Genomic DNA, 26606 nt, shown 5'->3' on the forward strand with positions numbered 1-26606 from the left:
AGTTTGGAAATAAACGGTTAAATCGGTCTCTTTATCGGATTACCACAGGACATGCCGCAGGAAGATGGTATCATCCCGGCCTATTTTTCTGACCTTGCAGTCACTTTCATGCGCGACGCTTCACTGACAACTTCTGCCACACCTACACTTCACTTAGCTGAGTTTATTGCGTTGATGGCGCTGCTGACTTCTTTCGTGGCGTTAAGTCTCGACGCCATGCTACCTGCACTTAACCAGATAGGTGAGGATCTCCAGGCTAAAAATCTTCAACAGGTTCACCTGACAATTACCGTTTTCTTCGTCGGCATGGGGCTCGGTCAGTTATTTTTCGGTCCCTTCGCTGACGCTAAGGGTAGAAGGGCAACTATTTTAGTCGGTTTACTCATTTTTGCTGCGGGCACATTGGTCTGTATGCTGGCGACCAGCATGGAGATGTTACTTTACGGCAGAGTGATTCAGGCGATTGGAGTGGCGGGGCCGCGTATTGCGTCGATGGCGATTATTCGGGATATTTATGTAGGGAACGCGATGGCCAGAGTAATGAGTTTTATTATGATGGTGTTTATCCTGGTACCTATGCTTGCTCCGGTTGTTGGACAAATGGTGCTCAATGCGTTTTCGTGGCGACACATTTTCACTTTATTTTTGTTAATGGCAATAATTGTGGGGTGTTGGTTTTTTGCCCGTCAACCGGAAACCCTTTCGCCCTCTAACCGTAGTCCGTTCAGCTTAAAACAATTACAAGCCTCGTGTCTGGTAATTTTTCGCCACAGAGGTGTTATGGGGTATACCCTTGCAATGGGTTGCATCTTCGGCTCTTTTCTAGCGTACCTGAGTGCCTCACAAACTATTTTTCAAACGTTTTATAAAACCGGCCACCACTTTCCGTACTATTTTGCGACCTTAGCGTTCGCGGTGGGTCTTGCCTCACTTTTTAACGGCACCATGGTATTGCGGGTGGGCATGAGGAGACTTTGCCGCGTAGCACTCTACGGCGTGATTAGCTTTTCACTGATATTTACCGCCATAATCCATCAGTGGGAAGGGCTGCCCCCGTTATGGATAACTGTCATCACCATGTTCTGTGGCTTCTTTTTTATCGGTATACTCTTTGGAAATCTCAATGCCATGGCAATGCAACCTCTAGGCAACATGGCAGGACTTGGAGCGGCGATTATTGGCTCGATATCCAGTCTGCTGGCTGTGCCAATTGCTATGAGTATCGATGCATTCATCCACACTACCCTTTATCCCATCGGGGTAGGTTTCATCGTTTTTATGTCGCTCGCGTTTTTCGCTGTCAATTACGCTGAGCGAGATTGAGCCGGATAAAAACCTTATCAAGTAAAATCGCAAGCTTCTTAATAACTGAATGACGCTTTTTATTTGACTAATTGAATTTTTGCCAGGGGTTTTTGATTTTCTTCAATGGCGACAATGCGCGGTTGGCGTCTGCCACGACGTACTTTATCGTAATGCACTTCTTTAGCGTCGAGTTGTTTGCAGAATTCGTAGAAAGACATGTAATCATCACGATTAAAGTCTTCATTTAGGCGGGTCATTTGGGAGTCGATATACAGATTGTCTCCATTAACGGTGATACTTGCAAAAGCGCTGTATGGTTGACCAAACTCTTGTACACGTAACGCTCGCACCATTTTGACTTCAAAAATCCAATCTCCAACTTGTGTAAAACGGGACATTCCTGCTTGCATGATTTACCTCTGGTTTTTATAAGAATATAGGAAGGACGTATTGTATAACCAAACTTTGTGCCAACTATGAAAATCTTATAAAAACAACAGGTTACGATATGTAATTGTTACAGAGTGTTGCGAAGTCGCTACAGACGATAATATATCGTACTAATGCGGGAACACTAAACATTACATAAATTTAACAAACACTATTATATCGACTTAAGTTATTGATTTATAAAGACTCAAAAATGTGTCTCTATATGTCGTCACTTTTAGACATAAGTATGATAATTCACTAATACGTATCACTTAGTATTACTAAATACCCGTGAAAAGAAAGAGGTGATCAGTTTATTAGGATAAAAAACGTACAGCGTTGACAGTTTAGGGTGCCAAAAACAAGTCTTTTGTAGTCGTTATCAGGCAAACTAACTTAGTTATGTGAGGCATACAAGGGACTCTGTCTGTATTGTAGCTCAAGGATGATTAACCATTGATATTAAGATGTTAGTGCCATTTTAGGGCAGCATGGTGGGGTGCGCAGCAGGGCTTTTTCAGGAACGCGAATAAAATAGAGTGAGGCGCTTGGTTAAAGTATAAAAAAGCCCAGCTAAATTAGCTGGGCAAGAGGGCTTTTTAAAGCACCTAACGACAGAACTTGATATTTGTTACGCCACAGAGCGCATTGTGAGCATATGTTCCCGTAGTGAATGACCCACACTTTCAATTAAATGATCCCGAATTGCAAAGTTGGCATGCAATAATTTTTGGTTATTGACGTAATTAGACGACAGCTTTCGAGCTTTCCCTATAAGCGTTAGATCAATTTTCGGCATGATCGCTTCTCTCAATAGGGGGATGGCACGCTGGCAGAACAGATAATTCCCGTATTCTGCAGTATCAGAAATGACCACATTCATTTCATACAAGCGCTTGCGAGCAATGGTGTTAGCAATTAAGGGGGTTTCGTGTAAGGACTCATAATAAGCCGATTCAGGCAACATGCCTGCTTCGACCATCACCTCAAACGCAAGTTCCACGCCCGCCTTTATCATCGCAACTAAAAACAGACCGTTATCGAAAAACTCCTGTTTATCGATGGATCCGTTGTAGGCAGGCGCTTGTTCAAAGCCCGTTGATAGGGTTTCTTGCCGCCACCTCAGTAGATTGCTATCTTCGTCCGCCCAATCCTGCATCATCTGTTCAGAAAATTTACCGCTTAGAATATCATCCTGATGCTGTTCAAAGAGGGGGCGCAACACCTGTTTTAACTCGTCTGCGAGGTGCATCACGGTGAGCTTATCCGGGTTAGATAGTCGATCCATCATATGCGTGATCCCGCCTAATTTCAGCGCTTCAGTGATTTGTTCTAAGCCCTGCTGGATCAGGGCCGCAGCGTATGCAGCATCGATACCGTCGGCGGTCATCTTATCAAACGCTAAAATAGCCGCAGATTGTTGCATCCCGCATAAGATCGTCTGTTCGCCCATTAAATCTGACTTAACCTCGGCGACGAAAGACGAAGCGAGAACGCCTGCTCTGTCCCCGCCTGTTGCACTGGCCAACGCTTTGGCAATCTCCCATCCTTGTTGCTGCGGATCATTTTCAGGATGCACGGCAATTAATGTGGGTACACCGAATCCGCGCTTATATTCTTCGCGTACTTCGGTGCCAGGGCATTTGGGGGCACACATCACTACAGTAATATCCGCGCGAATTTGCTGGCCTTGCTCAACAATATTAAATCCGTGTGAATACGCTAAAGCGGCGCCCTCTTTCATCAGGGGCATTACCGCATTAACCACATCAGCATGTTGCTTATCAGGCGTCAGGTTGTACACTACATCCGCTTCAGGTACCAATTGGTTATAGGTGCCTACTTGAAAACCATTGTCACACGCACGTTTGAAAGAATCGCGATTTTCATCGATTGCACTTTGTCTTAACGCGTAACGCACATCTAAACCTGAATCACGCATATTAAGACCTTGGTTTAACCCCTGCGCGCCACAACCCACAATAACTATGCGTTTATTTTTTAGAAACGTGCAGCCGAGGGAGAACTCATCGCGCGACATGAAACGACACTGTTTTAGTTGTCTAACCTGCTCACGCAATGAGAGGGAATTAAAATAATTAGCCATAATTATCCAACTTCTTTTTACTCTTTACTTTCTACTTTTTATCTAACGATCTGAAAAGCGCATGTGCCTTCGTCGGAATAGTTGCAGCTTACGCTGGTCTTTATGTTTTATAAAATGATATATTTGCAAAACTATTTTGCAGAAAATGCAATGTATGGATTTTCGATCACTTAAATTATTCGTCCACTTATCCAAGACGCTTCACTTTGGACAAACCGCGCTGGCCATGCATGTCACCGCTTCCACCTTGAGCCGGGTGATTCAACGCTTAGAAGAAGAGTGTCAATGTGCACTTTTTGTGCGGAATAATCGCTCAGTGAAGCTTACCTACGAAGGGAAAAAGTTGTTGGCCTTCGGTGAGCAGACCCTGCAACAGTGGCAGGAATTGCAGGCTGATCTGAGTACAACAAAACAAGTATTGCGCGGTGAAATCAAAATGTACTGTTCGGTCACGGCCAGTCAGAGCCATTTGCCTGCATTACTGTCCCAGTTCAGACAATTCCATCCCCATGTTGATATTCGCCTGACTACGGGGGATCCGGCATCATCCATTGAGCGCGTGCTGTCTGAACAATGTGATATTGCCATTGCTATTCATACCGATGATTATCCGGGTGAACTTGCTTTTAGTCCTATCGACTATATTCCCCTGGTGCTCATTACGCCAAGAGAGTTCAATGTAGCCACGATAGAAACGATTGATTGGCAGACGCAACAGGTTATTCTGCCTGAGCAAGGCCCCACCAGAACTATCGTCCAAGCGTGGTTTCGTCATCAATCTATCTCACCGTCTATCTACGCATCTGTAGGGGGGAATGAAGCTATCGTCAGCATGGTGGCGCTCGGCTGTGGCATCGGTTTCGTGCCTAAGGTCGTGTTAGATCATTCTCAACTTGGGAGTAAAGTGACGCAAATTCAGGTAGCCGACCTACCGGGGTTTCAGTTGGGACTAAGCTGTTTAAAAGCTAAACGTCATCATCCACTGATAAAGGCCATGCTTCAGTTAGCACTTAATTGAGCAATAATTTTATCCAGGGCTCTATACCCTAATGCTTCAGCTATGTGTTTTCGGGTCACGCACACACTCTGCTCTAAATCTGCGATGGTGCGTGCCACTTTTAACGTGCGATGAAATACCCGCATTGACAGTTTTAACTGTCTGGCGGCTGTCTGCATAAATGCTTTGTCCTCATCGCTAAGCAGACATAATGGAATCAATACATCAATTTTAATTGAGCTGTTTAAACACGCTTGCCTCTCAAGTTGCGTGTGGCGGGCGCTGGCTACACTTTTTTTGGCGCTCATCGCCGAGTCGGTATCAGGAGATACGGCAATGTCATGCATCGGATAGTCGTTAAGACGCGGTACTTCAACCTGCAGATCTATACGGTCTAGTAATGGACCAGATAACCGGTTTAAGTACCGCAATACCTGATCAGGCGACATTCGATTATCTTCTATGTCGCCGGTAGGGCTGGGGTTCATGGCGGCAATAAGCTGGAAGTTAGCTGGGAAGGTCGCACTACCTGATGCTCTGGATATATTCACATCACCTGTTTCTAAGGGCTCGCGCAGTACATCTAATGCTTTGCGACCAAACTCTGGTAACTCATCCAGAAATAACACCCCATGGTGCGCCAACGATATTTCGCCAGGGGTGGGATGACTACCACCCCCTGTAAGCGCTACAGCTGAACTGGTGTGGTGCGGGGCGCGAAAAGGCCGTTGGGCAAATTTGTCAGGGTCAATTCTAATTCCTTTGACAGAATGAACAGAGGCTACTTCCAGCGCTTCAACGTTGTTTAGGGGAGGCAGTAAGCCGGTTAATTTGCTGGCTAGCAAGCTTTTCCCCGTACCCTGGGGGCCGACGAAAAGCAGATTATGGGCACCAGCAGCCGCAATCATCAAGGCCCGTTTAGCTTGTCCCTGCCCTATTACATCATCCCACTGCGGACTGGCCTCAATATGCTGTAAGTTAAGTTTTCGCACCGCCGTTAATTGTTCCTGACCTACTAAAAACTGGTAGGCCTGCAACAGTGACATCAACGGTAAACAGTAAGCGTCACTAACCAAGCTGACCTCGTCAGCGTTAGCCTCGGGAAGAAGAAGTGTTCGCTGTGCGTGACTGCTGGCGATGGCGGCAGGGATCACGTTTTGAACTTCTTTTAACTCGCCGGTTAGCCCTAGCTCGCCAATAATTTCATAGTCACGCAAATGGTCAGCAGGGACAAGGTTCGATGCTGCTAAAATACCGATAGCAATGGCTAAATCATAGCGCCCGCCATACTTTGGAATATCCGCAGGCGCTAAGTTTACGGTTATGCGTCGTACCGGAAAGTCAAAACCGCTGTTAATCAGCGCACAACGAACTCGATCACGCGCTTCTTTTACGCTTGTTTCCGCCATGCCCACTAAATGGAACGCTGGCAGCCCATTCGCCAGATGGACTTCTACCTTAACCAGCGGTGCAGATAACCCCGTCCCTGCCCGCGTATACACGACCGCCAATCCCACCGCTGTTCTCCTGCATTTACCTGGCGCTCAGGCTAGCGGATCCTGATCAGGAAAAGTACTGCGCAAAAGGTCAGTTTTTGGGATGTTCGCTATGAAATACGGGTAATTGCCAGTGCCAGCGCATGGCTCCCAAACGCGTAAGAATAGTGATGATGAGTGCGATCATCATGCAAGTTTGGCTACTTAGCCCCAGGTTATAAGCAAGCGCATAACCGAAACCGCCAACTATGCAGGTTATGGCGTACAGTTCACCATTTAATACCAGTGGAATTTCACGGCAAATTACGTCTCGTAGTAAGCCTCCAAAAACTCCAGTGATGGTGCCCATAGCTATAGCCACCGCCATCGGCGCATCCACCATCAGCGCTTTTTCCAGACCGACCACGTTAAACAAAGCCAAGCCAAACGCATCGGCGATTAATAAATAATGGTAAGGAAAACGTGGGCTAAAGCGTAACCAGATGATGGTGACAAAAGCCGCCAGAAGGGTGATATAAAGATAATCGGTGTTTTGGACCCAGAACACGGGCAGGTCTAACACCATATCACGCAAGGTCCCCCCACCAATAGCGGTGACCGAAGCCAAAACAACTACACCGAATCCATCCATACGCTTTTGGTAGGCCATTAACGTACCTGAAATTGCACACACAGCCACACCAGCTAAGTTAATGATATGAAACCAATCTTCCACACTGCATTCCGATAATCTTGGAGAGTTCATTGCAAAATACTTGAATATGCCGTTTATTTCATGCTATTTATTCTAAAAGTGAAGAGTCCTAGCCAGCTTTTCACTTTTCACTTCTCTCTTTTTACTTTTTACGATTACTGTTAAAGGTAATCATCTAACTTTCGCTATCTATCTGTAGGTATGCGCTTATCTATCTCTTGCGTCGGGCAGGAAAATTTACACCTGCGCTGATGAAAAGTGGTCTGACGAAAGCAATCGTTATTGGGTGCGTATGCCCCGTCATGTATTATTCGTTGCGATACTCATTACGCTGCATTGGCAGCACGGGGCGCTGCTCCGACACTCAAAGGATTTAACATGGCTAAGCAACTTGCTGAATATATTTGGTTTAACGGCAAAATCGTTCCCTGGAAAGAGGCTACCGTTCACGTTTTGACCCACGCGATCCATTACGGTTCGTCGGTGTTTGAGGGCATCCGCGCCTACAACACTCCTGATCAGGGCACCTGCGTGTTCCGGCTGCAAGAACATAATCGTCGCTTGTTCGATTCGGCGAAAATTTATCGGATGACCATCCCTTATACGCTCGATCAAATTAACGAAGGTACGTTGGATATTATTCGCAAAAATAATTTGAAATCTGCGTATATCCGTCCCATCGCCTATTACGGCGATATCGGAATGGGCCTGCAGGTGCCCTTTGGACAAGAAACTGAAGTGTCCATTGCTGCATTTGAGTGGGGTGCGTATTTAGGTGAAGAAGCACTCAAAAATGGTGTGGATGCCGGAATTTCTTCCTGGAACCGTCTCGCTGCTAACACTATGCCTACGGGCGCAAAAGCAGGCGGAAATTACCTGTCTTCACAATTGATTTCAATGGAAGCTCGTCGTCATGGATATGGCGAAGGCATCGCACTAGACCGAAACGGTTATATCAGTGAAGGGGCGGGCGAAAACATTTTTGTCATCCGCAACGGCGTGGTCAGCACCACACCCAAGACGGCCGCCATATTGCCTGGCATTACGCGGGACACTGTGATGACTCTGCTTAAAGAAATGGGTTATGAAGTTCGTGAAGAAAATATCCCTCGGGAAGCCATGTATCTGGCTGATGAAATTTTAATGTGTGGGACTGCCGCTGAAGTCACACCTGTGCGTAGCGTGGACGGTATCAACGTAGGCAGTGGCACCCGCGGCCCAATCACTAAACAGGTGCAAGACATGTTCTTCGGTCTGTTTAACGGTTCAACAGCTGATAAATGGGGTTGGTTAACGCCCGTTTACAAATAACATTATGGTAAAACAACATGCCCAAACTACGATCTGCAACGACCACTCAAGGTCGCAATATGGCGGGCGCCCGAGCTCTATGGCGCGCTACTGGAATGAAAGATGGTGATTTTGGCAAACCCATTATTGCGATTGCCAATTCCTTTACGCAGTTTGTGCCCGGGCATGTTCATCTCAAAGACTTAGGTCAGCTGGTGGCTCAGCACGTTGAGCTGGCCGGCGGCGTAGCCAAAGAATTCAATACCATCGCGGTGGATGATGGTATTGCTATGGGCCACGCGGGCATGTTGTATAGTTTGCCTTCCCGTGAAATTATCGCTGATGCGGTGGAATACATGGTAAATGCGCATTGCGCCGATGCCCTGGTATGTATTTCCAACTGCGACAAGATTACCCCCGGCATGCTAATGGCGGCGATGCGGTTAAACATCCCGGTAGTGTTTGTTTCAGGGGGCCCTATGGAAGCGGGTAAAACGAAGCTGTCCGATCAAATTATTAAATTAGATTTAGTCGATGCGATGGTCGCCGCAGCCGATGATACGGTCAGTGATGAGCAAAGTGACGAAATAGAACGCTCAGCCTGCCCTACCTGCGGCTCCTGTTCTGGTATGTTCACTGCCAATTCCATGAATTGTTTAACCGAAGCGTTGGGGCTGGCGTTACCTGGCAATGGTTCTACCCTGGCTACCCATGTTGATCGCAAACAGTTGTTTGAGCAGGCCGGCAAGGTAATAGTCGATTTATGTCAGCGTTGGTATGCACATGATGACGAAAGCGCATTGCCACGAAATATTGCCAACCGACAAGCGTTCGAGAATGCAATGAGCCTGGATATTGCAATGGGAGGCTCAACTAATACCATCTTACATTTATTGGCAGCAGCTTCTGAAGGGGAAATTCCCTTTTCGATGGAAGATATTGACCGCTTATCAAAGCAGGTACCTCACTTATGTAAAGTAGCGCCGTCCACCCCTAAATATCATATGGAAGATGTTCATCGGGCTGGGGGGGTAATGGGAATTTTAGCAGAGCTTGCCCGTGGCAAGTTGTTGCATGGCGATGTCCCCCACATTTTAGGTGGCACCCTACAAGACGTGGTCAATGCCTGGGATATCACCAATGAGAGTAATCGCGCGGCGATAGAATTTTATTGCGCTGGCCCTGCGGGTATTCGCACAACCCAGGCCTTCAGTCAAAATTGTCGCTGGCCGGATGCCGATACCGACCGCGAACATGGCTGTATCCGAAACGTCGATCACGCTTACAGTCAGGATGGCGGGCTGGCGGTACTTTACGGCAATATTGCCGAAAACGGCTGCATTGTTAAAACTGCTGGCGTGGATGAAAGTATCCATACCTTTACCGGACGCGCGCGCGTGTTTGAAAGTCAGGATGATGCTGTGGCCGCCATTCTGGGAGATAAAATCGTAGCTGGTGATGTGGTGGTTATCCGCTATGAGGGGCCAAAAGGCGGGCCAGGGATGCAGGAAATGCTATACCCTACGTCTTATTTAAAATCAAAAGGGTTAGGAAAAAGCTGTGCCTTAATTACTGACGGGCGTTTTTCTGGCGGCACCAGTGGGTTATCCATAGGACATTGCTCCCCCGAAGCAGCAAATAAAGGGGGTATAGCGCTGATCGAGGATGACGATAAGATAACCATCGATATTCCCAACAGAAGTATAAACGTTCTGCTCGCGGATGAAGAAATGCAAAAACGCTATCAAGCGATGGAAAGTCACGTCGCGCCGTGGCTACCGAAGTCGCGTCAACGTACTGTATCCACTGCGTTAAAAGCGTTTGCCCTGCTGGCAACCAGTGCTGATCGTGGGGCGGTTAGAGATAAAGAAAAATTGGAGAAGCTGCTATGAGTCAGCTTTCTCACCATGAGTACTTAAAAAAAATCTTACTTGCGCCCGTGTATGACGCGGCGGTACAAAGCGATGTTACGCTGATGAGCAGGTTATCTAACCAGCTAGACAACGATATCTTTTTAAAACGTGAAGATCAACAACCGGTTAAATCGTTTAAATTACGTGGCGCGTACAATCGATTAATGACACTCAGTAATGCGCAACGTGAAGCAGGCATTATTGCAGCATCTGCGGGTAACCATGCGCAAGGGCTGGCGTATGGGGCAAAAATGTGCGGTGTGAAGGCGACTATTGTGATGCCTGAAACCACCCCTGACATTAAGGTAGAAGCGGTGAAACAATTTGGCGGTCAATACGTCAATGTGGTGCAGCACGGCACCAGTTTTGATATGGCCAGCCACTACGCCCATCAGTTAGGAGAAAAGCAGGGGTTGACCTTTATCCCCCCCTTCGATGATCCAGATGTGATTGCCGGACAAGGTACTATCGGTAAAGAGTTATTAGAACAGCTCCCCCATGTCGATATCATTTTCGTAGCCGTCGGCGGCGGAGGTTTAGCGGCAGGCATTGCCGTTTATTTAAAACAACTGCGTCCGGATATAAAAATTATCGCGGTAGAGTCGGAAGAGTCAGCGTGCTTCAAAGCTGCCAAGCAACAGGGGCGCCCCGTTTCATTACCGGCGGTGGGTATTTTTGCCGACGGCGTGGCGGTCAAGACCATGGGGACGGAAACCTTCAGGTTATGTAACGAGCTTATCGATGACATCGTTACGGTGACAAATGATGAGATATGCGCCGCGATTAAGGACATATTTGATGATACTCGCGTGATTGCTGAACCAGCCGGTGCCTTATCAGTAGCAGCAATTAAGAAATACGTGAAAGCAAACGCGTTATCTGGTTGTAAGCTCGCTGGCATTTTGTGCGGGGCCAATATTAATTTTCACACGCTTCGTTATGTATCGGAAAGGTGTGAACTAGGCGAGCGTAAAGAAGCGGTGTTTGCTGCGACCATTCCTGAACGGACTGGTGCCTTCAAACAATTTTGTGAATGTGTAGGGGGTAAGGCCATCACCGAGTTTAATTATCGCTACGCGGGGGAGAATGAAGCCCATGTCTTTGTGGGTATTCGATTAAAGCAGGGGGCGGCGGAATACACCGCATTAGCTGATAATCTGCAAAAGGGCGGTTTTAATACGTTTGACCTGTCGGACAACGAGCTGGCAAAGCTGCACGTGCGACATATGGTGGGAGGACGTCCCCCCACCATCTTAAACGAAGCGGTATTTGCTTTTGAATTTCCAGAATATCCCGGGGCATTACTTAAATTTTTAAGCACCCTGGGGGAGCGCTGGAACATAACCTTATTCCATTATCGAAATCATGGCGCGGCGCAAGGGCTGGTGCTAGCCGGATTTGACATACCACCGCCTAGCCGGCAAGAATTTAATGATCACTTAAGGCAGTTAGATTACCAATATCAGGACGTCAGTAAGGATCCTGCTTATCGGTTCTTTTTATCCACGCCCACTGAAGTGCAACCAACCTGTAACCTAGAGTGAGTATAGTGGAGGCTCTGTCGGCAGAGCCTCTTATAGGTTAAGCCGTGTTAAAATCGACCTTTTCCAGGTGTTGGGTAATTTCAGGCCAGACTAACGCCATTACATCCTGACGTAATGCTTCACTTTCTTCTGAGTGCTTAAAACTGCCATCGGCGGTGGTATCCAGCCAATGGTTGTCGCGCAGCGCAGTGATAAAGCTTGAAAGGACATTTTTGTCATAAAATTCCGGTGAACTCATGCCAAATAAAGTAGACAGGCGCTCTGCGACTACGCGGCTGACCCTTTCTAATTCATTGCGACTGAGCACTTTTTGTTTGCTGATAACAGTCAGTACTACCGCATACCGTTGAAATGTTTCCTGCATGCAGCGGCTCAGTAACCAGGCATTGTGAAACTGTGGTGCCTGGGCCGGCGGAGGCGAAATGAAGGTGTCGTTTTCAACCAGTAATCCTTCAGCAATCATAAAGGTTATCAATTTATCTACATAGGCCAGAGCTTGATCCTGCGTCATATAGATAAAGAGTTCTTTTTGTAGTAGAGGATATAACGCAGCCACCAGTTGTAATGTGCGATTACGGTCTACACCATTACAGGTAAAGACCTGCGCCATGATCAAACCTGGTAACGCGAATAAATGTTGAATATTGTTGCGATAGTAAGTCAGGTATATAGCTGAGTCGGGCTGTGGACTGATTAAGCGACCGTATCCGTCATCTGTAATAGTAAATTTGTCCAACTTGAGTGTGGCGTTGACCAAATCAGCAGCTTTCATGTTGGGTAGCGTTGCATCATTGCTAAAGGGCACTTCCTTGAGCATCGACATATAACACTCCACCGCACTGGTAAGCTCGCTTTCACTCATCCCTTTGGTTTTTGAGGAAAGTAAACAAAGCGAAGTGATGGCCATACCATTGATCGCCGCGGCCTTGTTGATCCGTAACATCACTGAGTTGGCCAGAGTATTGACGGTAGGGGTCAACCACCCCGGTTTCTTATCGGGATCGGCAGGTAACTGAGAACGCCATTCCGGTACCGTTTTTTCTAAGAACTGATTGAGGTGAATGGGTTCACCAAAATTCACAAAACCATGCCCGTAATTCTTGAGCTTACGAATGGCCGAAAACACCTGCAAATTGGACTCTTTTTTCTTGCCGCTGCCCTTCAGCTCGCTCAGGTAGCTTTTCACTTCCATCACGTTCTCGTAGCCAATATACACAGGAACAATGCTCACCGGGCGATTAACGCCCTTGATGATGGCCTGCATCGTCATTGCCAACATCCCGGTTTTAGGGGGGATCAGGCGGCCTGTCCGACTGCGTCCCCCTTCCGGGTAATATTTTACCGAATAGCCGCGGTTGAACAGCAGTTCCAGATATTCCCTAAAGACCGCGGTATAAAGTTTATTGCCCGCAAACGAACGGCGTAAAAAGAACGCTCCGCCGCGGCGGAATATTTTACCTACAGGCCAGAAGTTCAAATTTATACCCGCGGCAATGTGGGGAGTTACCATGCCTTCGTGGTAAATTACATAGGTGAGTAACAGATAGTCCATGTGGCTGCGATGGCAGGGCACATAGATAATTTCATGACCATTCCGCGCCAGCTCTCGGATGCGATCAGCATGTTTGACGCTTATCCCATTATAAATTTTATTCCAGATTCGGGTCAGTAACCGATCACCGAAACGGATCAAGCCTTCGCGATAATCAGCGGCAATTTCATCGATATAACTTCGGGCATTGTCCCGCGCTTTATCGTGACTGAGTTTTTTGTCTTTTGCTTCTTCGGCGATAGCACGTTTGACAGAAGCCGATCCTAATACAGAGTTATAGAGCGTTTCGCGCTCTAACAGTAAAGGCCCCGTCATGCTCTGACGCTTTCTGTGAAAGTGAGTGCTTGCTACCCGCATGAGCTTTTGTGCAATATGGGCGTCGCTACCATGATGAGCCGCCATTTGTTGGGCGGACACGGCACGGCTAAAACTGATAAAGTTGTCTCGGCCCAAAAACATCACGATAAAAAGTTTACGTAACCAACTGGGTGCGGCGCGGTCGGCAATAAGATCACCTAACCCCGGTTTACCTTTGCCCGGCGCTCTGCCCCATGACACAAATACTGGCACCACCTGCGCATCGATTTGCGGATGATCCCGATGCAGATGTACCAGTTCGGTAAACACCGACTCCACCTCGGTGCTTGAGGGATGCTTCATAAATAAAGGTTGCGTCTTGCGCAGAAACAGCACACCCGGGTAATGCTTACCTGCCAGCTCTACCGATGTATTAGGGGTCGGCAAGAGCAGATTTTTCGCCGCCATTCTCAGCGCGAGCTGATCGGTTACCGAGTCAGTTGGCAACAAATAGATGATGGGTTTACTGGTATCAATTCCCAATTCATCAGTAACGTTGGCCGGAATAGTGTGTGGTTTGACTAACCATTTAACGGGATAATGAAACACTTTAAGCAGTGTATTTCGCATCCACGACATGCATATAAGCCCTGTTCAGTTAAAACCGGCGAAGTGTACCACAACTTATAAAACAATCCTCGTTCGATTCGATAGAGGATTAATTCTGAATTTTCTTCCTATGGTAGCGCATGGCCACATCACAACGCTCATAAGCCTTACCGTAATTTTGCAGAATTTCCTTGTCGTGCACAAAGCCGTGTTTTTCGTATAAGTGTATGGCTGCCTGACATTTTTGGTTGGTTAGCAAAAACAATGTGTTGTATGCAATAACCTCAGCCTTGGATATCACAAAGCTTAGCAACTTTTCGCCTACCTTCAATCCTCTGGCATGAGAACTTACGCCCATTTTAGTTAATTCAAACACGCCATCGGCTTTTTTCATCAATGCACAGGTGCCTACCACACCATGTTCAGGATGACTGGCAAACCATATGTATCCGCCACGATCGATAACATAGTGCTGTGGATTGCTGATCACCTTTTCATCTATAGGTTCCAGGGTGAACATGTCACTAATCCATTCGCGATTAATTGCGTCAAAGTAGGGCGCGAGATCTGGCGTAAATTTTAAAAATTGCATGGGCAAATAATTGAGTAAATGTATTTAACAATTTAAGCCAATCGGGAGCGCTGTCAACTTCAATTTTGCCCACGCTACGCCCGCAAAATTAACCTCCATGCAAAAGTCAGTAGCGCGTTAACAATGAACGCCGTGAACATAGAGACGCTCCGCACGTAAGGTGGATAGCTCGCAAAAACGAAAAAAACCGCCCGCTTCCCTGTGCCGCTTGGTTTTTTAGGGAACACGACAGTAAAAACTTTGCGGTGTTATCAAGCCAAATCGTTGCCTTGCTCGGTACCACGTTTTTAGTTTTATTACCTTCCCGGCTCATGGCTGACATAGCGAGGTAAAGTGGCATCCAAATCATCCCAGTTAGCTTTTGACGAAACAAAATTATGGGAAAGAGGACGTTCTTCAATATTTGAATCTAATATACCAATACGTAGACGCAGTCGAGCAGGGTCGGCGGCATTAGAGCTATACAGTGGCGAGGCACACTTTCGGCAAAAATGGCGTTTACGCCCAGGGCGCATTTCAAAATACTGGATGTCGTGCTTCCCCATTTCGATATGTAAATCATTACGCAAGATAAAGCCATTGGTTGCGTAAGCTGTCCCACTGGATTTGCGGCATAGCGAGCAGTGGCAATGAATAATTGATGAAATAGGGCCATTGACTGTGAGTTTAATCGCATCACATAAACAACTTCCGCTGTACATATTCAGTTCCTTTACTTATTTGTTTGTTCTAAATCCGCTGGACACGGATGGGCAAGGGTATGGCTTAAGTCGCAAACTATAAACTGGTGGACGTAGTCTATCCATAGTAGCCACTCCTCTTTTGTTGGTCTTTTCATAAAAGTGCGGCGAAAGCGGTAGTGTGCTTCATTGCCGACTATCACTTTATGCAACACCAGAGCAGTTAACCCATCCACTGCCTGACAGAGACTCCGCCAGGTTAGCTGTGGGTAGCCATTTTGTATCCCCTCAGTCAACACTTTGCTGGAAAAGCCGGCTTCACATGCTTGCTCACCTATGTTGTCATCTTCATTCTTTAAAGCAGCGACATCGACGTTGCGTACCTCATAAGTCACAATAGTTTGGGCAACAGCGCCGCTTGATGAAGTCCAGCGTGTTTCGATCGACGGTGTAAGCTCCGACGAAATCTGCTGTACCTCCCACTGGCCAGCGGGGAGGGGCATTTTTTGTACTAACATCTCGCCGTCGAGTGCTGGTTGTGGCGATATAGAGCACCCGGCTATCCATGCAGAAATAAGAAGCAATAAAACGCAAGAAACCGGTTTTTTATCGTTAACAATAAATTGGCTTCGCTTTTCATTCTGCATGCAGCGTTTAATCTTCACGGCTTTATTCAATTTTGTCACCATTAATATCAAGTGTTAGTTTGCTGCTTGTCTCGGCGCAACTTCATTCTAGAAACTGCGCAGCTAATACCACAGCGCATACAGTTTAAACCTCAATTACCGCTAAGAACGTGTTGGTCCCTTAGCGTAATACCCCTGGTAGGTGACGCAAGCGCTGATCAATCACTTTTTAAAACCTGGTGATGCGCCTAGCCTTTTTCAATCGAATGCGGGCGGGGACATACGTAATGAGTACGGGAGGAGCAGTTTATAATGATGAGATGTTCAGGTGTAAAGAAAAAGCGCTCCACCTGATGTAAGAGCGCTGTTTTATACCGGCTGTAAAGCGACCGAATCGGTTATGATAGCATCAGCCCTATTGGAAAGGTGACTGGCTAAAGTGTATCAACGGGTGTATAAGCGCGAACCGAACAAGGCGAGTAGCCGATGATACGTCAAATGAGGGGTGACGAATCAACCAGGCTGAACGGCACGCTTGGCTAATTTTTGTTGGATATAATCCCCCGCTTTACCGGTCACGGCCCATACAATCAACGCGCCCCAGGCGATAACTGAAAAGCCGGCGGGTAAGTTGAAAACAGCTATTTTAACTAGATGACGGCGATTAAAAAACACAGCTAACAGAGTGGGCAGAAAATAAACCATAAGAAAGAAGCCGCCGAATACTATTAATGATAAGGCATCACTCTGGTTCCAGATTTGGGTAAATTGCTCAATATATTCGTTCATTTTAGTATCCTTGTGGCTATTAAATTTCACCTTTTGTCATCGAGTCCAGTTTTTGTCGCCGGTTTCAATACACCAAAAAGTGCAGGTTTTTCTACATAGTCAAAGACTTTTTAATTTTCTTACACATAATCAAAAAAATTTTTCACAAGCGATTAAAGCTACCAGTATGAGCACCACTAATAGTGAAGTAACTAAGGAGCATTGCATATATGAATGAATGGGATACAGCGTACGTTAAGCTATTAAATGGCTCGCTAGGTATCGGTCATCGACCCAGGCTTAAGAAACTAAAAGACTATAAGCACATAGGCGTTACTCATATCTGGACCCTTCTCTCTGAAAAAGAGGGGGCGCTGGATATCAAAAGGGCAACGCATAAAAGCGGTTTGGAGTGGGTGTGGCTACCTCTTTCTAATGGTAAGCCCCCAGAGGAAGAGGTGAATACTGTCATTTCACATTGTTTCGCCAATACCAAAGAATTGCTAGCAGAGGGAGCAAAAATTTACCTGCACTGCTCGGCAGGGATCCATAGGACGGGCATGATTTCCTATGCATTTCTTCGCTTTTTAGGGTATTCAGATTCTGAATCATTTGGCAAATTGAACGAGATGCGAGCGCTCACCAGCAGCGGTGTGGGTATGGAGAGACTCGAATGGGGGAATGTAAATTATGGCTGAGTCATTACCAAGATAACGTACAATGAATCACCGCTCATTGCCTGGATGACCTTACGCTAAAATTCAGGTTGGAAATTTAATGATTTAACAAAGGGCATGAAATATCTCTAAGATTGGAGGCTGGTTAAATAAAGTCCATTTTCGATTATGTACTTAATACCTAATGGTTGGTTTGCGATGGACAGCAGCACAGGACCGTAATTGACGAAATGTAGAACTACGTGGCTGAGTCAAAGCCGACATTGAATCACGGCTAATGAAGAGACGAGTAAAAGCTAGCCAAAATTGGGATGAAGAAACTCGTCAAGCAGTGAAAAATCATTCATGCGATGAGCTGTACATTGCCGTTTGAACATCTTCCAGCTTGAGCAACCATTTCTCTATTTTGCTGGAATCTTGTTTATCGAAGGCCATTAAACTCGAATGCGCTCTATTTTTAAATATCAGTTGTGTTACTTGACTGTTTGCATCAGATAGAAAGTAGCTGGGTGGGGATACCGAATCTATATTTGAGTTTACTAATAAAACTGGTTTCCGCGTGTTAGTTAAATTATTTAATAAGTCGGTTTCGTCTAATGTAACCGATGCGTTTTTCATTGTTTGAATAATAATATCATCTATATGGTCAGAAAAAATACGGCTTAAGAACGGTGCCTTATAGGGTAAATACTTCTTAGCAGCAAGATCGAACCTCATCATAGGGGCTAATAAAATAGCCGCATCTACCTGTTCGGATGAAAGCAGGTTACTAGCAGTCAAAGCCCCCATAGAGTGACCAATGACTATTGTCGGCCCTTCTATTTCATTTGCTAACTGACCAAGCAGCTTCGAAAGTATTTGATGCTCCCGTGCAGCAAATACAAATGTTTCATTGGATTCACCATGACCAAATAAATCGGGAATGACCACATTCATGCCAATAGCTCTGAAATAGATCGCAGTGGCCATCATGACTTCTTTATTACCGCCATATCCATGCAGTAATAAAGCAGTGCCTTTAAAGCGGTTGAATGTGTCAGCTGTCATTCTATGCGTTACAGTATTTTCTACTCCATTGCCTATCGCGTGGAGGTTATAATAAACCGAGCCATTCGTCGGAAAGTCATCAGCATGGTAAGGTGGGGCTGTTATATATGGAATGCACTCTTTTTTATCAGGTGAGCAAAACTCACTTCTTGTGAAGCCTATTTCCTCTGGCGCAGCTTTAATAAACTCTGCCTCGGATAAATAAACATCAGGGTTGGATAAAACGTAACTACCTATTGTCGTGCAGCCTGATGAAAGTACTACAAAAAACATATAGAAATTTAATTTAATAAAGTTACTCACGTGACTCCGATTACGCAGCGAACGCACCACTAATAAGTAAACCCAGTGCTGCCGTGGCGACTTGCGCAGCAAATGGTATGACAGCCCTGAGGAAGCTTAATTCAGCTGCTGGTTATTTGCACGCTGATTATCGTTTTGTTGGCTTTTGAAGTTGTGAAAGTTATCAATGACTTGGTGATGTATTGCAGAAGATGACTTACTTGCCGCCGGATGTAACGCGTTAATAAAAATCATACTGTCTTAACAACATGTACTCTGTGATGTGATTTAAGAAAGGAGATTTTGTTTTCATGACTTTTAATTTATATGTATGAAAATGCAGTTATAACAGCCTTTCCCCTATATTCAAGCAAACGACCCAATCGCGCGTTTGCGTCCTAAATGTAAATAACTTTATTTTCTTGCAGCCATTGCCTGTGCCGACTTTCACAAGCTTGATAATCATGGCAATATGGATAAAAACGAGCGGTAGCTCGGTAGAAAAACGCGCAAGTTGCGCCTTATTAAATTGTTATGCACCATGAAGAAATCTAAGTATTTTCAAATTCTTGCTGTAAACGTTTCTCTTATTTGCTTTTCGAGCCTTTCCGCAGAAGATTTAACTGTTTCAGATAAAGCTCAAGCAGCAGCGAAGCAGTGGTTGCTATCAAAAAACTATCAGGTATCAGAGTATTTCATAAAACCAATTTGCAAAAAGTCATATTGTGAAATTTCCATATTCTCCAGTGACTATAATGGTAACGATTCCTCAATAAGGGGTTGCATTGCAAAATTCTGTGTAACAATGAAATATGATGTTAAGTTAAACAAAATTACTGATGTTGTGCACGTAAGGTAATGGTGCATAACAAAAACTTTAAAACGCGCGCAGGGGCGCGCTGGGACAGTAACACAGCGGCGGCTTCGCCATTTTCGCCGCTGTGCTACTGCCCTTTAAGTGAAAGTTAAGTGTCACTATGGATAATCGAGCATTTACAAAACTCATAGAATATTTGGAAAAAGTTCCAGCAATATACGGCACCATTGGAAGTGGTTCTGATAATGATGGTTGTTGGTGGGTAAAATTTGAAATAGATATTAATCACCAATATGCTTGGCACACAGTACAAGAGATGGCGCATGTACTTAATTACATGTCTATTGATGAGCGTTTACCTACATCATTTCACCCTGTGTCTCCGCCGCCATATATGAATGGAGGTCCAGATGAATTTTTGTCGTGGGTAATAGAGTGTCATAATCCGGAGTTTAGGCCTGGCACATGTGCTGAGTGGCTTATTGGCCGCCTGCCCAATCCAGTCGAAGATTTAGAGCAATGGGCATCAGAGTAACACACTTAACAATTCGCTCAAACATCGTTCCGGCCTTCGGCCTCCACTGGACGCCCAAAGCTCCGCTGGTTTGTGCATTTGCTTCGCAAATTTTCGCACAAACCAGCTCCACTTTGTGCGCCGTTTAGCTATGCGTTATGCACTTAAGGATGAGACAAATGAGTATCAAAGCTAAGTTACTTCTGCTTGTGATTTTATTTACCTTCAAATCATATGCGGGAACATCAATAAAAATTCACGCGATCCACAAAGAAACATTTGCATGTACTGAGCATTGGGATGGCCAGTTTAAATATGCTGGTGATGCACTAGGAACAGACTGTGTTATTGGGGGGTGGTATGAAGATGATAAAAGACTATTTCAACGTTCCTTCACAAACAATGGCTTTGAAAATGAAGATTGGTTTGGTTTTAAAAAGAATGTGCTTGCACCATGTGATTGCACAGTTACAAAAATCCACATAAATCCAATTACGAACCAACCGGGTGTAATGACCCCAGGAAGAGCAAGCTCTATAACTTTCCAAACTAAAGAAGGATTATCTGTATTACTAGCCCATGTACGTGAGGTAGAAGTAAAGGAAGGTGAAACAGTCAAACGCGGTACTGTCGTTGCGAAAGTCGGTAATAATGGATACAGCCGAAACCCCCATATTCATATTGGAGCATGGGATGAAGAAGGCAAACCTATTCAAATTCAGTTTGATCAAAGTACATTGGCGTTGATTGACCGCGAGTAAGTGCATAACAAACGCATTAACACTCGCTGCGCTCGCTAGGGACAAAAACACGTAGGCTCCCTGCGCTTCGCTTGGTATTGAAGCCTACGTATTTTTGCCCGTTATGCGGGCCGTTAGTTCCCAAAAGGTTGTTTATGGATAAAAGTGTTTTAGTTATTTTACTTACTGTGCTAATCGCAGCATGTAGCTCAACTAGTAAAAGTTCTATCAGTCCTTGTGGTGAAATTAGCAATGTCCGTTCTAACCATCCAATAGTAGGCTGGGTTGAGCTTTCATTTGAAATTTCTGAAGCCGGAACAACTGAAAATATTAAAGTAATAGCTTCTTCTCCAGTGGGATATTTTGAAGAAGAAGCTATTAAGGCGCTCTCCAGCTGGAAATATAAGCCAAAAATTGTGGATGGAAACCCTATCAGGCAGTTAGATTTATGGGTAAAACTAGACTTTAAGCTTGAAGATGATGAGAACTAACAAAAAAATTAAAACGTGCGCGGGGCGCACTGGGACAAAAACACGGTGCCGAAAAGAGCATGGCACAGTGTTTTTGCCCTTTATTTAAAAGTTAACTACCTATTGAACATGGACAGATATGAGCTCTGAAATTATATGGAACGATTGCAGGAAGTGTAATCAAAATACAAAGCATAAAGTTCTTGGAAATACTAGCAAGGTAACTCCCCCAGATATTTATCACGATGAAACAATATACTATCTATTGGAGTGCAACGGTTGTGAAACTATCGCTTTCCGAGAAGAGTATCATGATTATGAACAATATTATCCGATCAGTGAAGATGAGTATGAACACCCTATATCAGTAGAGACTTATCCACACTTTATAAAAGATCATATCCCTCTTGAATTCTCATTCGATTTACCGCCTATTGTTGAAAACATCTATAGAGAATCAATTACAGCGATCCAACGAGAGGCATATACTCTCGCAGGATTAGGTCTTCGAGCGACGATTGAAGCAATATGTAATGACAAAGAAATAACCGGTAGAAATTTGCAAGTCAGAATTAACAATATGAGTAGATCGGGCATGATTTCAAAGTCCGACACCCAACGATTACATGCGATCAGGTTTATGGGGAATGATGCCGCTCACGAAATAAAAAAAGCAAAAAAAGAATCTGTGATGATAGCTTTAAAAATCGTAGAGCATTTGCTGCTTTCTGTTTATATTTTTGAAAATGAAGTCTCTAAATATTTAGAAACTCCAATCAGTACATTAGACGAACTAATTCCTATTTTAGACAAAAAACTTAAACTAATTGATTCTGGTTCCACCTTCACTTTCGTAAAACTCCTAGGATCTGCAAAACGCAGAATTTTAGATGGAATAGAATCACTAGAGTCAGAGTTTATTCAAAGAATTACGGACGGGGTTTATGATAAGGTTGAGCTTACTTCACAGCCGGATGGCTCTGCAGAGACGAATCAGTGGTTTAAAAAGGCTGCCGGTAGTTAACAAACACATTAAGTCGGTCGCAAGCTCCCTGGGACAGTAACACGTGGGCTCTGTCGCTTCGCTACTATTTTAGCCCACGTATTACTGCCCCTTATGTGGGTGTTAGGGCTATCCACTATTATGCTACGGTTGTTTTTCTTAGTCTTTTTCGTTTTTTCTTTCAGTGTTTCAGCAACTTCGATTTGCCCAAAAGATGTGGACAATGATAGATACATAGATCTATTGAAAGTTACTACAGAAACCTGGCCAAATGACTACGATTTTCAAGTATCAACACCATTAAAAATTAATGGCGAAGACTTTAGTAGTGCGTTTTGGAACATTGGCTCACTGACGGAGACAAAGGCCTTTGCTCAACTAAATGTTGAAAGGATGCGTGACAGATTCATCATACATGTGAATTCAGATTATGATACAAATAGTAAGATTTATATTTATTATGGTGATCAGTGTGGAATTTCCTTACGTGTGGATGTTAAAGCGGGTGAGCCCTAACAAACTACTTAAGACTCTCGCTTCGCGAGCTGGGACGCTAACACATGGGCTGCGTCACTTCGTTCCTAATTTTAGCCCATGTGTTATCGCCCCTTAGTGGGGTGTTAGGTGCTCTGGAGTTATGTAATGGCTGGCGGTGCTGTTTTCGTTTTTGTTTTGCTTGTTCTTTCTACCATTATTGCTTCAATATGGCTGTTTAAAGGAAGAGGTTCTCGCAGCTGCAAGGTCGTTCAAATTGCTTTATATTTTAGTTGCACCCTTCTGCCAGCAATAGTTATTGTAATTTTACAGGACAGTGCTGAGCATAATGTCATTCTTAGCAATATCAGTTTCATTTTGTTCTGTTGCGCAAGTGTGTACGGTTTTGTCCTTCCAATATTTTCAGGCTACAAAAATGAGCGGGTTAAAAGTGAACGCACCTAACAACAACTTAAACACGCCCGCAGGGGCTGGCTGGGACATAAACACAGCGCCGCTTCGCGATTGTAGCGCTGTGTTTATCCCGTTAAGTAAAAGTTATGCCTCAGGGAGTCTCATGGCACATATAAATAAAATCATTTTTACTTTGCTTCTTACGTTCGTAATAACTGGATGTAATTTTCAAGCTAAAGATATGCAGTTAATAGAGATCAAGGCTCTAGCCGACAAAGAGGAAAATGATCAAGTTGCACAGGCCTTAATGTATTATTCCCCTGCATATTTCATGCACCACATTCCTAGTATCACCAAAGAAAACGGAGCTGCAGTCCAGACTGGATACGTACGACCATCAGATGACAATATTTCTTACTTTAGAGTCTTTTACGTAGTATCAAATAGTAATTTAAAGTCATCAGTAGTTGATTTTTTGAAAAAAGAGTTTGAAAGGCATATTCCAATAATGGCCAAAAATCATGCCTCTGTATGGGATATACAAGAAAAAGAATCTGTCCAAAAAGCGCAGTGGATCAAAGATTTCTTTAATAGCTCTGATACAAGTAAGTTTCGTGCAGATCTATCACAGCAACTGCCACCTGACTACAAAGATCACTTTTTAAAAACACCTCAAACCACTCAAGAAAAATTAGGCCTTATTGAAAACACAACTTATCTGCGATATCAGTACTATAAACCTTTTAGTGAATTTAAAGAGCAGTTAGTTTTAAACTACAAGGTAACCTTTGATAAAGGGCGCAGTGCATTGGTGAATGTTTCTCTTGATAAAAATCAGAAAATTTCGTTAATTGAAATTGTACCTCTAAAGGCATAACAAGGCCGTCAAGAAAGGACGCAAAAAGCTTGGCTTGCGCTCATTCTTCGCTAATTCTAGCCAAGCATTTTCCGCCTCTTACGGCGGCGTTATACACCCTAGAGGAATTTGAAAATTTTAATTCGCGCAATTAATAGCCAAAGAAAACTTAAACCATATTTTTATTCAAGGTCAGCAAAAGTGGGTGGTGTAGGTTGCCTTTTAGGTTTTGTTGTTGCTTATCCAGTATTTTTCGCGATTGCCGCCTTTTTTGGAGTAGATTCTAATACTCCATTAAGGCAATACGATACTGGTACAATTTTGCTACTTTTTTCATTGTGTATATTCACTCTAGCCCTTTCACTTTATTTCTTTTGCGCCCTTTCATCTTTTGTTTACTATGGCATCAAGTACAAGAAAAAAGTTATTAGTAAAAATGAGTTCTTTAATATTGTATTTAAGGGGCTATATCCAGAGCGTTGGCAAAGAGGTTAGAGCGGGTGTATAACAACAACTTTAAAACGCGCGCGGGGCGCGCTGGGACAGCAACACAGCGGCGGCTTCGATATTCTCGCCGCTGTGTTGCTGCCCTTTAAGTAAAAGTTAAACCCCTAATTGGCATCTAGCCTTTTTAATGCTTTTTTATACGCCTCATTTCTTTCTCGTTTCCCTACAGCAAGTACTGTAACGATAATTACCTCATCCTTCACCTGATAAACTAATCTGTATCCTGATTGGCGTAACTTCACTTTATATACGTTATCAGCACCTGAAACTTTATCAGAGTTCACGTGAGGCGCTTTAAGTCGTTCGGCTAATTTCTTTTTAAATTGAAATTTCACTGTTGCACCAAGCTTGTTCCATTCCTTGAGTGCAGTTTTCTTAAATTCTAATTTATAAGTCATCCAAACTCACCGAGATACTTTCTTCACCTTTTCTTTCTTCGACCAACTGCAATAACTCTAGGTCTTCTAATCGATCCATCATTTTTTCGTAAACTTCAGCAGGAACACAGTAGAATGCTGGTTCATTTCTATTTAGTATAGCTACGGGGTCACCATAAGCACTGCTAGCAACTTTCATAGGGTTGGCTTTTAATTCGGTAATGCTGGCTGCGACTTCCGCTAAAACTCTTGCGGTCATAGAGGTCTCCTAATAGGTCTTTTATTAGGTCATTTTAGTTTAAGTGTAAGGGTTTAACAACAACTTAAACACGCCCGCAGTGGCGGGCTGGGACATAAACACAGCGCCGCTTCGCGATTGTAGCGCTGTGTTTATGCCCGTTAAGTAAAAGTTAGGTGATAAGTGAGCTTTAGACGAGATCCATACATAACATATATGAATGCAGCCGGTGTAGCTGTAGCTTGGATTGGTTCTGTGATAGGACCACTTTTTATCTTCTCAACATTCGGTGATTTTACACATCCAAACACTTATATTGGTGCTGCATTAATTCTAGTAGTTTTGCTCTCAATCAAAGATGGTATAAAAGCAAGGAAAAACAGAAATATGTCTGGTTTTGTTGCAATGTGTTTGGTGCCTTCAATACTTCCATTTATTGTAATAGTTTCTTTTTATATTTTTTGGAGTCGGCAATGAGCGGTTTATCACCTAACAAAAACATCATGCTCATTCGCTCCGCTCATTGGGACGCATACTCGCTGGCCGGCGCTTCGCGCAATTATAGCCAGCAAGTCTACGCCCCATATGTTAAGCGTTAGCTACCACCTATAATGAGGATTTAAATGAAACGCATTACTATATTTTTTTTATCAATCATATTCTGCGCCAATACATGCGCTGGTACGGCAGTGGAAAAAGTTGAGCAGTATTTAGGTGAATTAAAAAATAAAAATTACCATGCCACAGCTTCATATTTCGAATCTTCTGAATTGTCCGAATTTCGAGAATTGATGTCTTTCTATAAGGAACTGCCACTTGAAGTGCAATCGCAATTATTGCATCACTTTTTTGGTCCTGAAGCGACTGAGGAAACAGTAGAGAAGCTATCAGATAGTGAGGTTTTTGCTTCTTTTATAAAGGTGACATTCCAGCAATTAGAAGCAGTTGGAGGACTAAATTTAGAGGAAATTGAAATACTCGGGCAAGTTGACGAAGGTCAAGATATAACACATGTAGTTACCAGAAATAATGTTACCGCTGGTGAAGTAGAAATGGAGCAAATGGAAGTAATTTCATTGAAAAAAATCAAAGGAGAATGGAAGTTGCTGATGTCTGCTAAGGTAAAAGGTATGCCCAATCAAATCAGAGCTGCTTTCATTAGGCAGCGGTAGCTAACAAAAACTTTAAAACGCGCGCAGGGGCGCGCTGGGACAAAAACCCTGTGCCGCTATGAGCTTAGCACAGCGTTTTTGCCCTTTAAGTAGAAGTTATATTTCAAGGAAGACTC

General features: G+C 44.3%; 28 protein-coding genes. 16 read left to right on the forward strand and 12 right to left on the reverse strand.

Going from position 1 to position 26606, the window contains the following annotated elements; translation table 11 throughout:
* Positions 1–108: 108 nt before the first annotated feature.
* Complete coding sequence (locus OPS25_RS10670; protein WP_265618406.1) at positions 109–1323, forward strand: multidrug effflux MFS transporter; 1215 nt, start codon at positions 109–111, stop codon at positions 1321–1323.
* A gap of 59 nt (positions 1324–1382) precedes the next feature.
* Here the strand turns inward: OPS25_RS10670 and OPS25_RS10675 are convergent, their stop codons facing one another.
* Both OPS25_RS10675 and ilvC read right to left on the reverse strand, forming a co-directional pair.
* Complete coding sequence (locus tag OPS25_RS10675; protein ID WP_265617705.1) at positions 1383–1715, reverse strand: hypothetical protein; 333 nt, start codon at positions 1713–1715, stop codon at positions 1383–1385.
* 653 nt (positions 1716–2368) lie between these two features.
* A complete protein-coding gene (ilvC, locus tag OPS25_RS10680; RefSeq protein ID WP_265617706.1) occupies positions 2369–3844 on the reverse strand; it encodes a ketol-acid reductoisomerase in 1476 nt (491 codons plus the stop codon).
* A gap of 154 nt (positions 3845–3998) precedes the next feature.
* Between ilvC and ilvY the strand changes: the two genes are divergently transcribed.
* On the forward strand, positions 3999–4862 hold the full coding sequence (gene ilvY, locus OPS25_RS10685; RefSeq protein ID WP_265617707.1) for an HTH-type transcriptional activator IlvY: 864 nt from the start codon (positions 3999–4001) through the stop codon (positions 4860–4862).
* Here the strand turns inward: ilvY and OPS25_RS10690 are convergent.
* The gene (locus tag OPS25_RS10690; RefSeq protein WP_265617708.1) at positions 4844–6358 is read right to left on the reverse strand and encodes a YifB family Mg chelatase-like AAA ATPase; all 1515 of its coding nucleotides are present in this window, start codon (positions 6356–6358) and stop codon (positions 4844–4846) included. The two genes, ilvY and OPS25_RS10690, sit on opposite strands and share 19 nt — an antisense overlap.
* A 70-nt stretch (positions 6359–6428) precedes the next feature.
* The gene (locus tag OPS25_RS10695; RefSeq protein WP_265617709.1) at positions 6429–7052 is read right to left on the reverse strand and encodes a trimeric intracellular cation channel family protein; all 624 of its coding nucleotides are present in this window, start codon (positions 7050–7052) and stop codon (positions 6429–6431) included.
* A 357-nt stretch (positions 7053–7409) separates the two neighbouring features.
* On the opposite strand from OPS25_RS10695, the gene OPS25_RS10700 reads away from it, so the two are divergent.
* The 3 genes from OPS25_RS10700 to ilvA are packed head-to-tail and all read left to right on the forward strand — an operon-like array spanning position 7410 to position 11778.
* A complete protein-coding gene (locus OPS25_RS10700; protein WP_265617710.1) occupies positions 7410–8342 on the forward strand; it encodes a branched-chain amino acid transaminase in 933 nt (310 codons plus the stop codon).
* Between the two features lie 17 nt (positions 8343–8359).
* Positions 8360–10213, forward strand: coding sequence for a dihydroxy-acid dehydratase (gene ilvD, locus OPS25_RS10705; RefSeq protein ID WP_265617711.1), 1854 nt, complete (start codon positions 8360–8362; stop codon positions 10211–10213).
* Complete coding sequence (ilvA, locus tag OPS25_RS10710; RefSeq protein ID WP_265617712.1) at positions 10210–11778, forward strand: threonine ammonia-lyase, biosynthetic; 1569 nt, start codon at positions 10210–10212, stop codon at positions 11776–11778. Before ilvD ends, ilvA begins: the two co-directional genes overlap by 4 nt.
* A 37-nt stretch (positions 11779–11815) precedes the next feature.
* Here the strand turns inward: ilvA and plsB are convergent, their stop codons facing one another.
* The 5 genes from plsB to OPS25_RS10735 all read right to left on the reverse strand — a co-directional run bounded on the left by plsB (position 11816) and on the right by OPS25_RS10735 (position 16923).
* The gene (gene plsB, locus OPS25_RS10715) at positions 11816–14266 is read right to left on the reverse strand and encodes a glycerol-3-phosphate 1-O-acyltransferase PlsB (RefSeq protein WP_265617713.1); all 2451 of its coding nucleotides are present in this window, start codon (positions 14264–14266) and stop codon (positions 11816–11818) included.
* Positions 14267–14345: 79 nt separating this feature from the next.
* Positions 14346–14828, reverse strand: a complete 483-nt coding sequence (locus OPS25_RS10720) for a GNAT family N-acetyltransferase (protein ID WP_265617714.1) — start codon at positions 14826–14828, stop codon at positions 14346–14348.
* A gap of 296 nt (positions 14829–15124) precedes the next feature.
* A complete protein-coding gene (locus tag OPS25_RS10725) occupies positions 15125–15529 on the reverse strand; it encodes a GFA family protein (RefSeq protein WP_265617715.1) in 405 nt (134 codons plus the stop codon).
* Positions 15530–15540: 11 nt separating this feature from the next.
* Entirely contained in the window at positions 15541–16155 is a 615-nt protein-coding gene (locus OPS25_RS10730; RefSeq protein ID WP_265617716.1) for a hypothetical protein, read from the reverse strand.
* Positions 16156–16647: 492 nt separating this feature from the next.
* On the reverse strand, positions 16648–16923 hold the full coding sequence (locus tag OPS25_RS10735) for a superinfection immunity protein (RefSeq protein WP_265617717.1): 276 nt from the start codon (positions 16921–16923) through the stop codon (positions 16648–16650).
* Positions 16924–17132: 209 nt separating this feature from the next.
* On the opposite strand from OPS25_RS10735, the gene OPS25_RS10740 reads away from it, so the two are divergent.
* A complete protein-coding gene (locus OPS25_RS10740) occupies positions 17133–17600 on the forward strand; it encodes a protein-tyrosine phosphatase family protein (RefSeq protein WP_265617718.1) in 468 nt (155 codons plus the stop codon).
* Between the two features lie 318 nt (positions 17601–17918).
* Here OPS25_RS10740 and OPS25_RS10745 read toward each other — a convergent pair whose 3' ends face one another.
* On the reverse strand, positions 17919–18929 hold the full coding sequence (locus tag OPS25_RS10745) for an alpha/beta hydrolase (RefSeq protein WP_265617719.1): 1011 nt from the start codon (positions 18927–18929) through the stop codon (positions 17919–17921).
* A gap of 956 nt (positions 18930–19885) precedes the next feature.
* Between OPS25_RS10745 and OPS25_RS10750 the strand changes: the two genes are divergently transcribed.
* The 8 genes from OPS25_RS10750 to OPS25_RS10785 all read left to right on the forward strand — a co-directional run bounded on the left by OPS25_RS10750 (position 19886) and on the right by OPS25_RS10785 (position 24691).
* Positions 19886–20260, forward strand: a complete 375-nt coding sequence (locus OPS25_RS10750; protein WP_265617720.1) for a hypothetical protein — start codon at positions 19886–19888, stop codon at positions 20258–20260.
* A 158-nt stretch (positions 20261–20418) separates the two neighbouring features.
* Positions 20419–21000, forward strand: coding sequence for a M23 family metallopeptidase (locus tag OPS25_RS10755; protein ID WP_265617721.1), 582 nt, complete (start codon positions 20419–20421; stop codon positions 20998–21000).
* A gap of 134 nt (positions 21001–21134) precedes the next feature.
* Entirely contained in the window at positions 21135–21470 is a 336-nt protein-coding gene (locus tag OPS25_RS10760) for an energy transducer TonB (RefSeq protein WP_265617722.1), read from the forward strand.
* Positions 21471–21588: 118 nt separating this feature from the next.
* A complete protein-coding gene (locus tag OPS25_RS10765; protein WP_265617723.1) occupies positions 21589–22473 on the forward strand; it encodes a DUF4145 domain-containing protein in 885 nt (294 codons plus the stop codon).
* 120 nt (positions 22474–22593) lie between these two features.
* Positions 22594–22968, forward strand: coding sequence for a hypothetical protein (locus OPS25_RS10770; protein ID WP_265617724.1), 375 nt, complete (start codon positions 22594–22596; stop codon positions 22966–22968).
* 126 nt (positions 22969–23094) lie between these two features.
* On the forward strand, positions 23095–23391 hold the full coding sequence (locus OPS25_RS10775) for a hypothetical protein (RefSeq protein WP_265617725.1): 297 nt from the start codon (positions 23095–23097) through the stop codon (positions 23389–23391).
* The gene (locus OPS25_RS10780) at positions 23363–24217 is read left to right on the forward strand and encodes a hypothetical protein (RefSeq protein WP_265617726.1); all 855 of its coding nucleotides are present in this window, start codon (positions 23363–23365) and stop codon (positions 24215–24217) included. The genes OPS25_RS10775 and OPS25_RS10780 overlap by 29 nt, the downstream gene beginning before the upstream one ends.
* 108 nt (positions 24218–24325) lie before the next feature.
* Positions 24326–24691, forward strand: coding sequence for a hypothetical protein (locus tag OPS25_RS10785; protein ID WP_265617727.1), 366 nt, complete (start codon positions 24326–24328; stop codon positions 24689–24691).
* A 116-nt stretch (positions 24692–24807) separates the two neighbouring features.
* On the opposite strand, the gene OPS25_RS10790 is transcribed toward OPS25_RS10785, so the two are convergent.
* Together OPS25_RS10790 and OPS25_RS10795 are read right to left on the reverse strand one after the other, a co-directional pair.
* Entirely contained in the window at positions 24808–25101 is a 294-nt protein-coding gene (locus OPS25_RS10790) for a type II toxin-antitoxin system RelE family toxin (protein ID WP_265617728.1), read from the reverse strand.
* On the reverse strand, positions 25091–25339 hold the full coding sequence (locus OPS25_RS10795) for a type II toxin-antitoxin system Phd/YefM family antitoxin (RefSeq protein WP_265617729.1): 249 nt from the start codon (positions 25337–25339) through the stop codon (positions 25091–25093). The genes OPS25_RS10790 and OPS25_RS10795 overlap by 11 nt, the downstream gene beginning before the upstream one ends.
* Positions 25340–25501: 162 nt before the next feature.
* Here OPS25_RS10795 and OPS25_RS10800 point away from each other — a divergent pair, with 162 nt between their 5' ends.
* Positions 25502–25795 (forward strand): hypothetical protein, encoded by a 294-nt coding sequence (locus OPS25_RS10800; protein ID WP_265617730.1) that lies wholly within the window; start codon positions 25502–25504, stop codon positions 25793–25795.
* Positions 25796–25941: 146 nt separating this feature from the next.
* Positions 25942–26490 carry a hypothetical protein gene (locus OPS25_RS10805; protein ID WP_265617731.1) on the forward strand — a complete coding sequence of 183 codons (549 nt, stop codon included), beginning with the start codon at positions 25942–25944 and terminating at the stop codon, positions 26488–26490.
* Positions 26491–26606 lie beyond the last annotated feature (116 nt).

Source organism: Alteromonas aquimaris, from assembly GCF_026183695.1.
GTDB lineage: Bacteria > Pseudomonadota > Gammaproteobacteria > Enterobacterales > Alteromonadaceae > Alteromonas > Alteromonas aquimaris.

Coding starts and splice junctions, on each gene's coding strand:
- OPS25_RS10670 (WP_265618406.1), top strand. CDS start 109: ATGCGCGACGCTTCACTGACAACTTCTGCCACACCTACACTTCACTTA.
- OPS25_RS10675 (WP_265617705.1), bottom strand. CDS start 1,715: ATGCAAGCAGGAATGTCCCGTTTTACACAAGTTGGAGATTGGATTTTT.
- ilvC (WP_265617706.1), bottom strand. CDS start 3,844: ATGGCTAATTATTTTAATTCCCTCTCATTGCGTGAGCAGGTTAGACAA.
- ilvY (WP_265617707.1), top strand. CDS start 3,999: ATGGATTTTCGATCACTTAAATTATTCGTCCACTTATCCAAGACGCTT.
- OPS25_RS10700 (WP_265617710.1), top strand. CDS start 7,410: ATGGCTAAGCAACTTGCTGAATATATTTGGTTTAACGGCAAAATCGTT.
- ilvD (WP_265617711.1), top strand. CDS start 8,360: ATGCCCAAACTACGATCTGCAACGACCACTCAAGGTCGCAATATGGCG.
- ilvA (WP_265617712.1), top strand. CDS start 10,210: ATGAGTCAGCTTTCTCACCATGAGTACTTAAAAAAAATCTTACTTGCG.
- plsB (WP_265617713.1), bottom strand. CDS start 14,266: ATGTCGTGGATGCGAAATACACTGCTTAAAGTGTTTCATTATCCCGTT.
- OPS25_RS10720 (WP_265617714.1), bottom strand. CDS start 14,828: ATGCAATTTTTAAAATTTACGCCAGATCTCGCGCCCTACTTTGACGCA.
- OPS25_RS10725 (WP_265617715.1), bottom strand. CDS start 15,529: ATGTACAGCGGAAGTTGTTTATGTGATGCGATTAAACTCACAGTCAAT.
- OPS25_RS10730 (WP_265617716.1), bottom strand. CDS start 16,155: ATGCAGAATGAAAAGCGAAGCCAATTTATTGTTAACGATAAAAAACCG.
- OPS25_RS10735 (WP_265617717.1), bottom strand. CDS start 16,923: ATGAACGAATATATTGAGCAATTTACCCAAATCTGGAACCAGAGTGAT.
- OPS25_RS10740 (WP_265617718.1), top strand. CDS start 17,133: ATGAATGAATGGGATACAGCGTACGTTAAGCTATTAAATGGCTCGCTA.
- OPS25_RS10750 (WP_265617720.1), top strand. CDS start 19,886: ATGGATAATCGAGCATTTACAAAACTCATAGAATATTTGGAAAAAGTT.
- OPS25_RS10755 (WP_265617721.1), top strand. CDS start 20,419: ATGAGTATCAAAGCTAAGTTACTTCTGCTTGTGATTTTATTTACCTTC.
- OPS25_RS10760 (WP_265617722.1), top strand. CDS start 21,135: ATGGATAAAAGTGTTTTAGTTATTTTACTTACTGTGCTAATCGCAGCA.
- OPS25_RS10765 (WP_265617723.1), top strand. CDS start 21,589: ATGAGCTCTGAAATTATATGGAACGATTGCAGGAAGTGTAATCAAAAT.
- OPS25_RS10770 (WP_265617724.1), top strand. CDS start 22,594: ATGCTACGGTTGTTTTTCTTAGTCTTTTTCGTTTTTTCTTTCAGTGTT.
- OPS25_RS10775 (WP_265617725.1), top strand. CDS start 23,095: ATGGCTGGCGGTGCTGTTTTCGTTTTTGTTTTGCTTGTTCTTTCTACC.
- OPS25_RS10780 (WP_265617726.1), top strand. CDS start 23,363: ATGAGCGGGTTAAAAGTGAACGCACCTAACAACAACTTAAACACGCCC.
- OPS25_RS10790 (WP_265617728.1), bottom strand. CDS start 25,101: ATGACTTATAAATTAGAATTTAAGAAAACTGCACTCAAGGAATGGAAC.
- OPS25_RS10795 (WP_265617729.1), bottom strand. CDS start 25,339: ATGACCGCAAGAGTTTTAGCGGAAGTCGCAGCCAGCATTACCGAATTA.
- OPS25_RS10805 (WP_265617731.1), top strand. CDS start 25,942: ATGAAACGCATTACTATATTTTTTTTATCAATCATATTCTGCGCCAAT.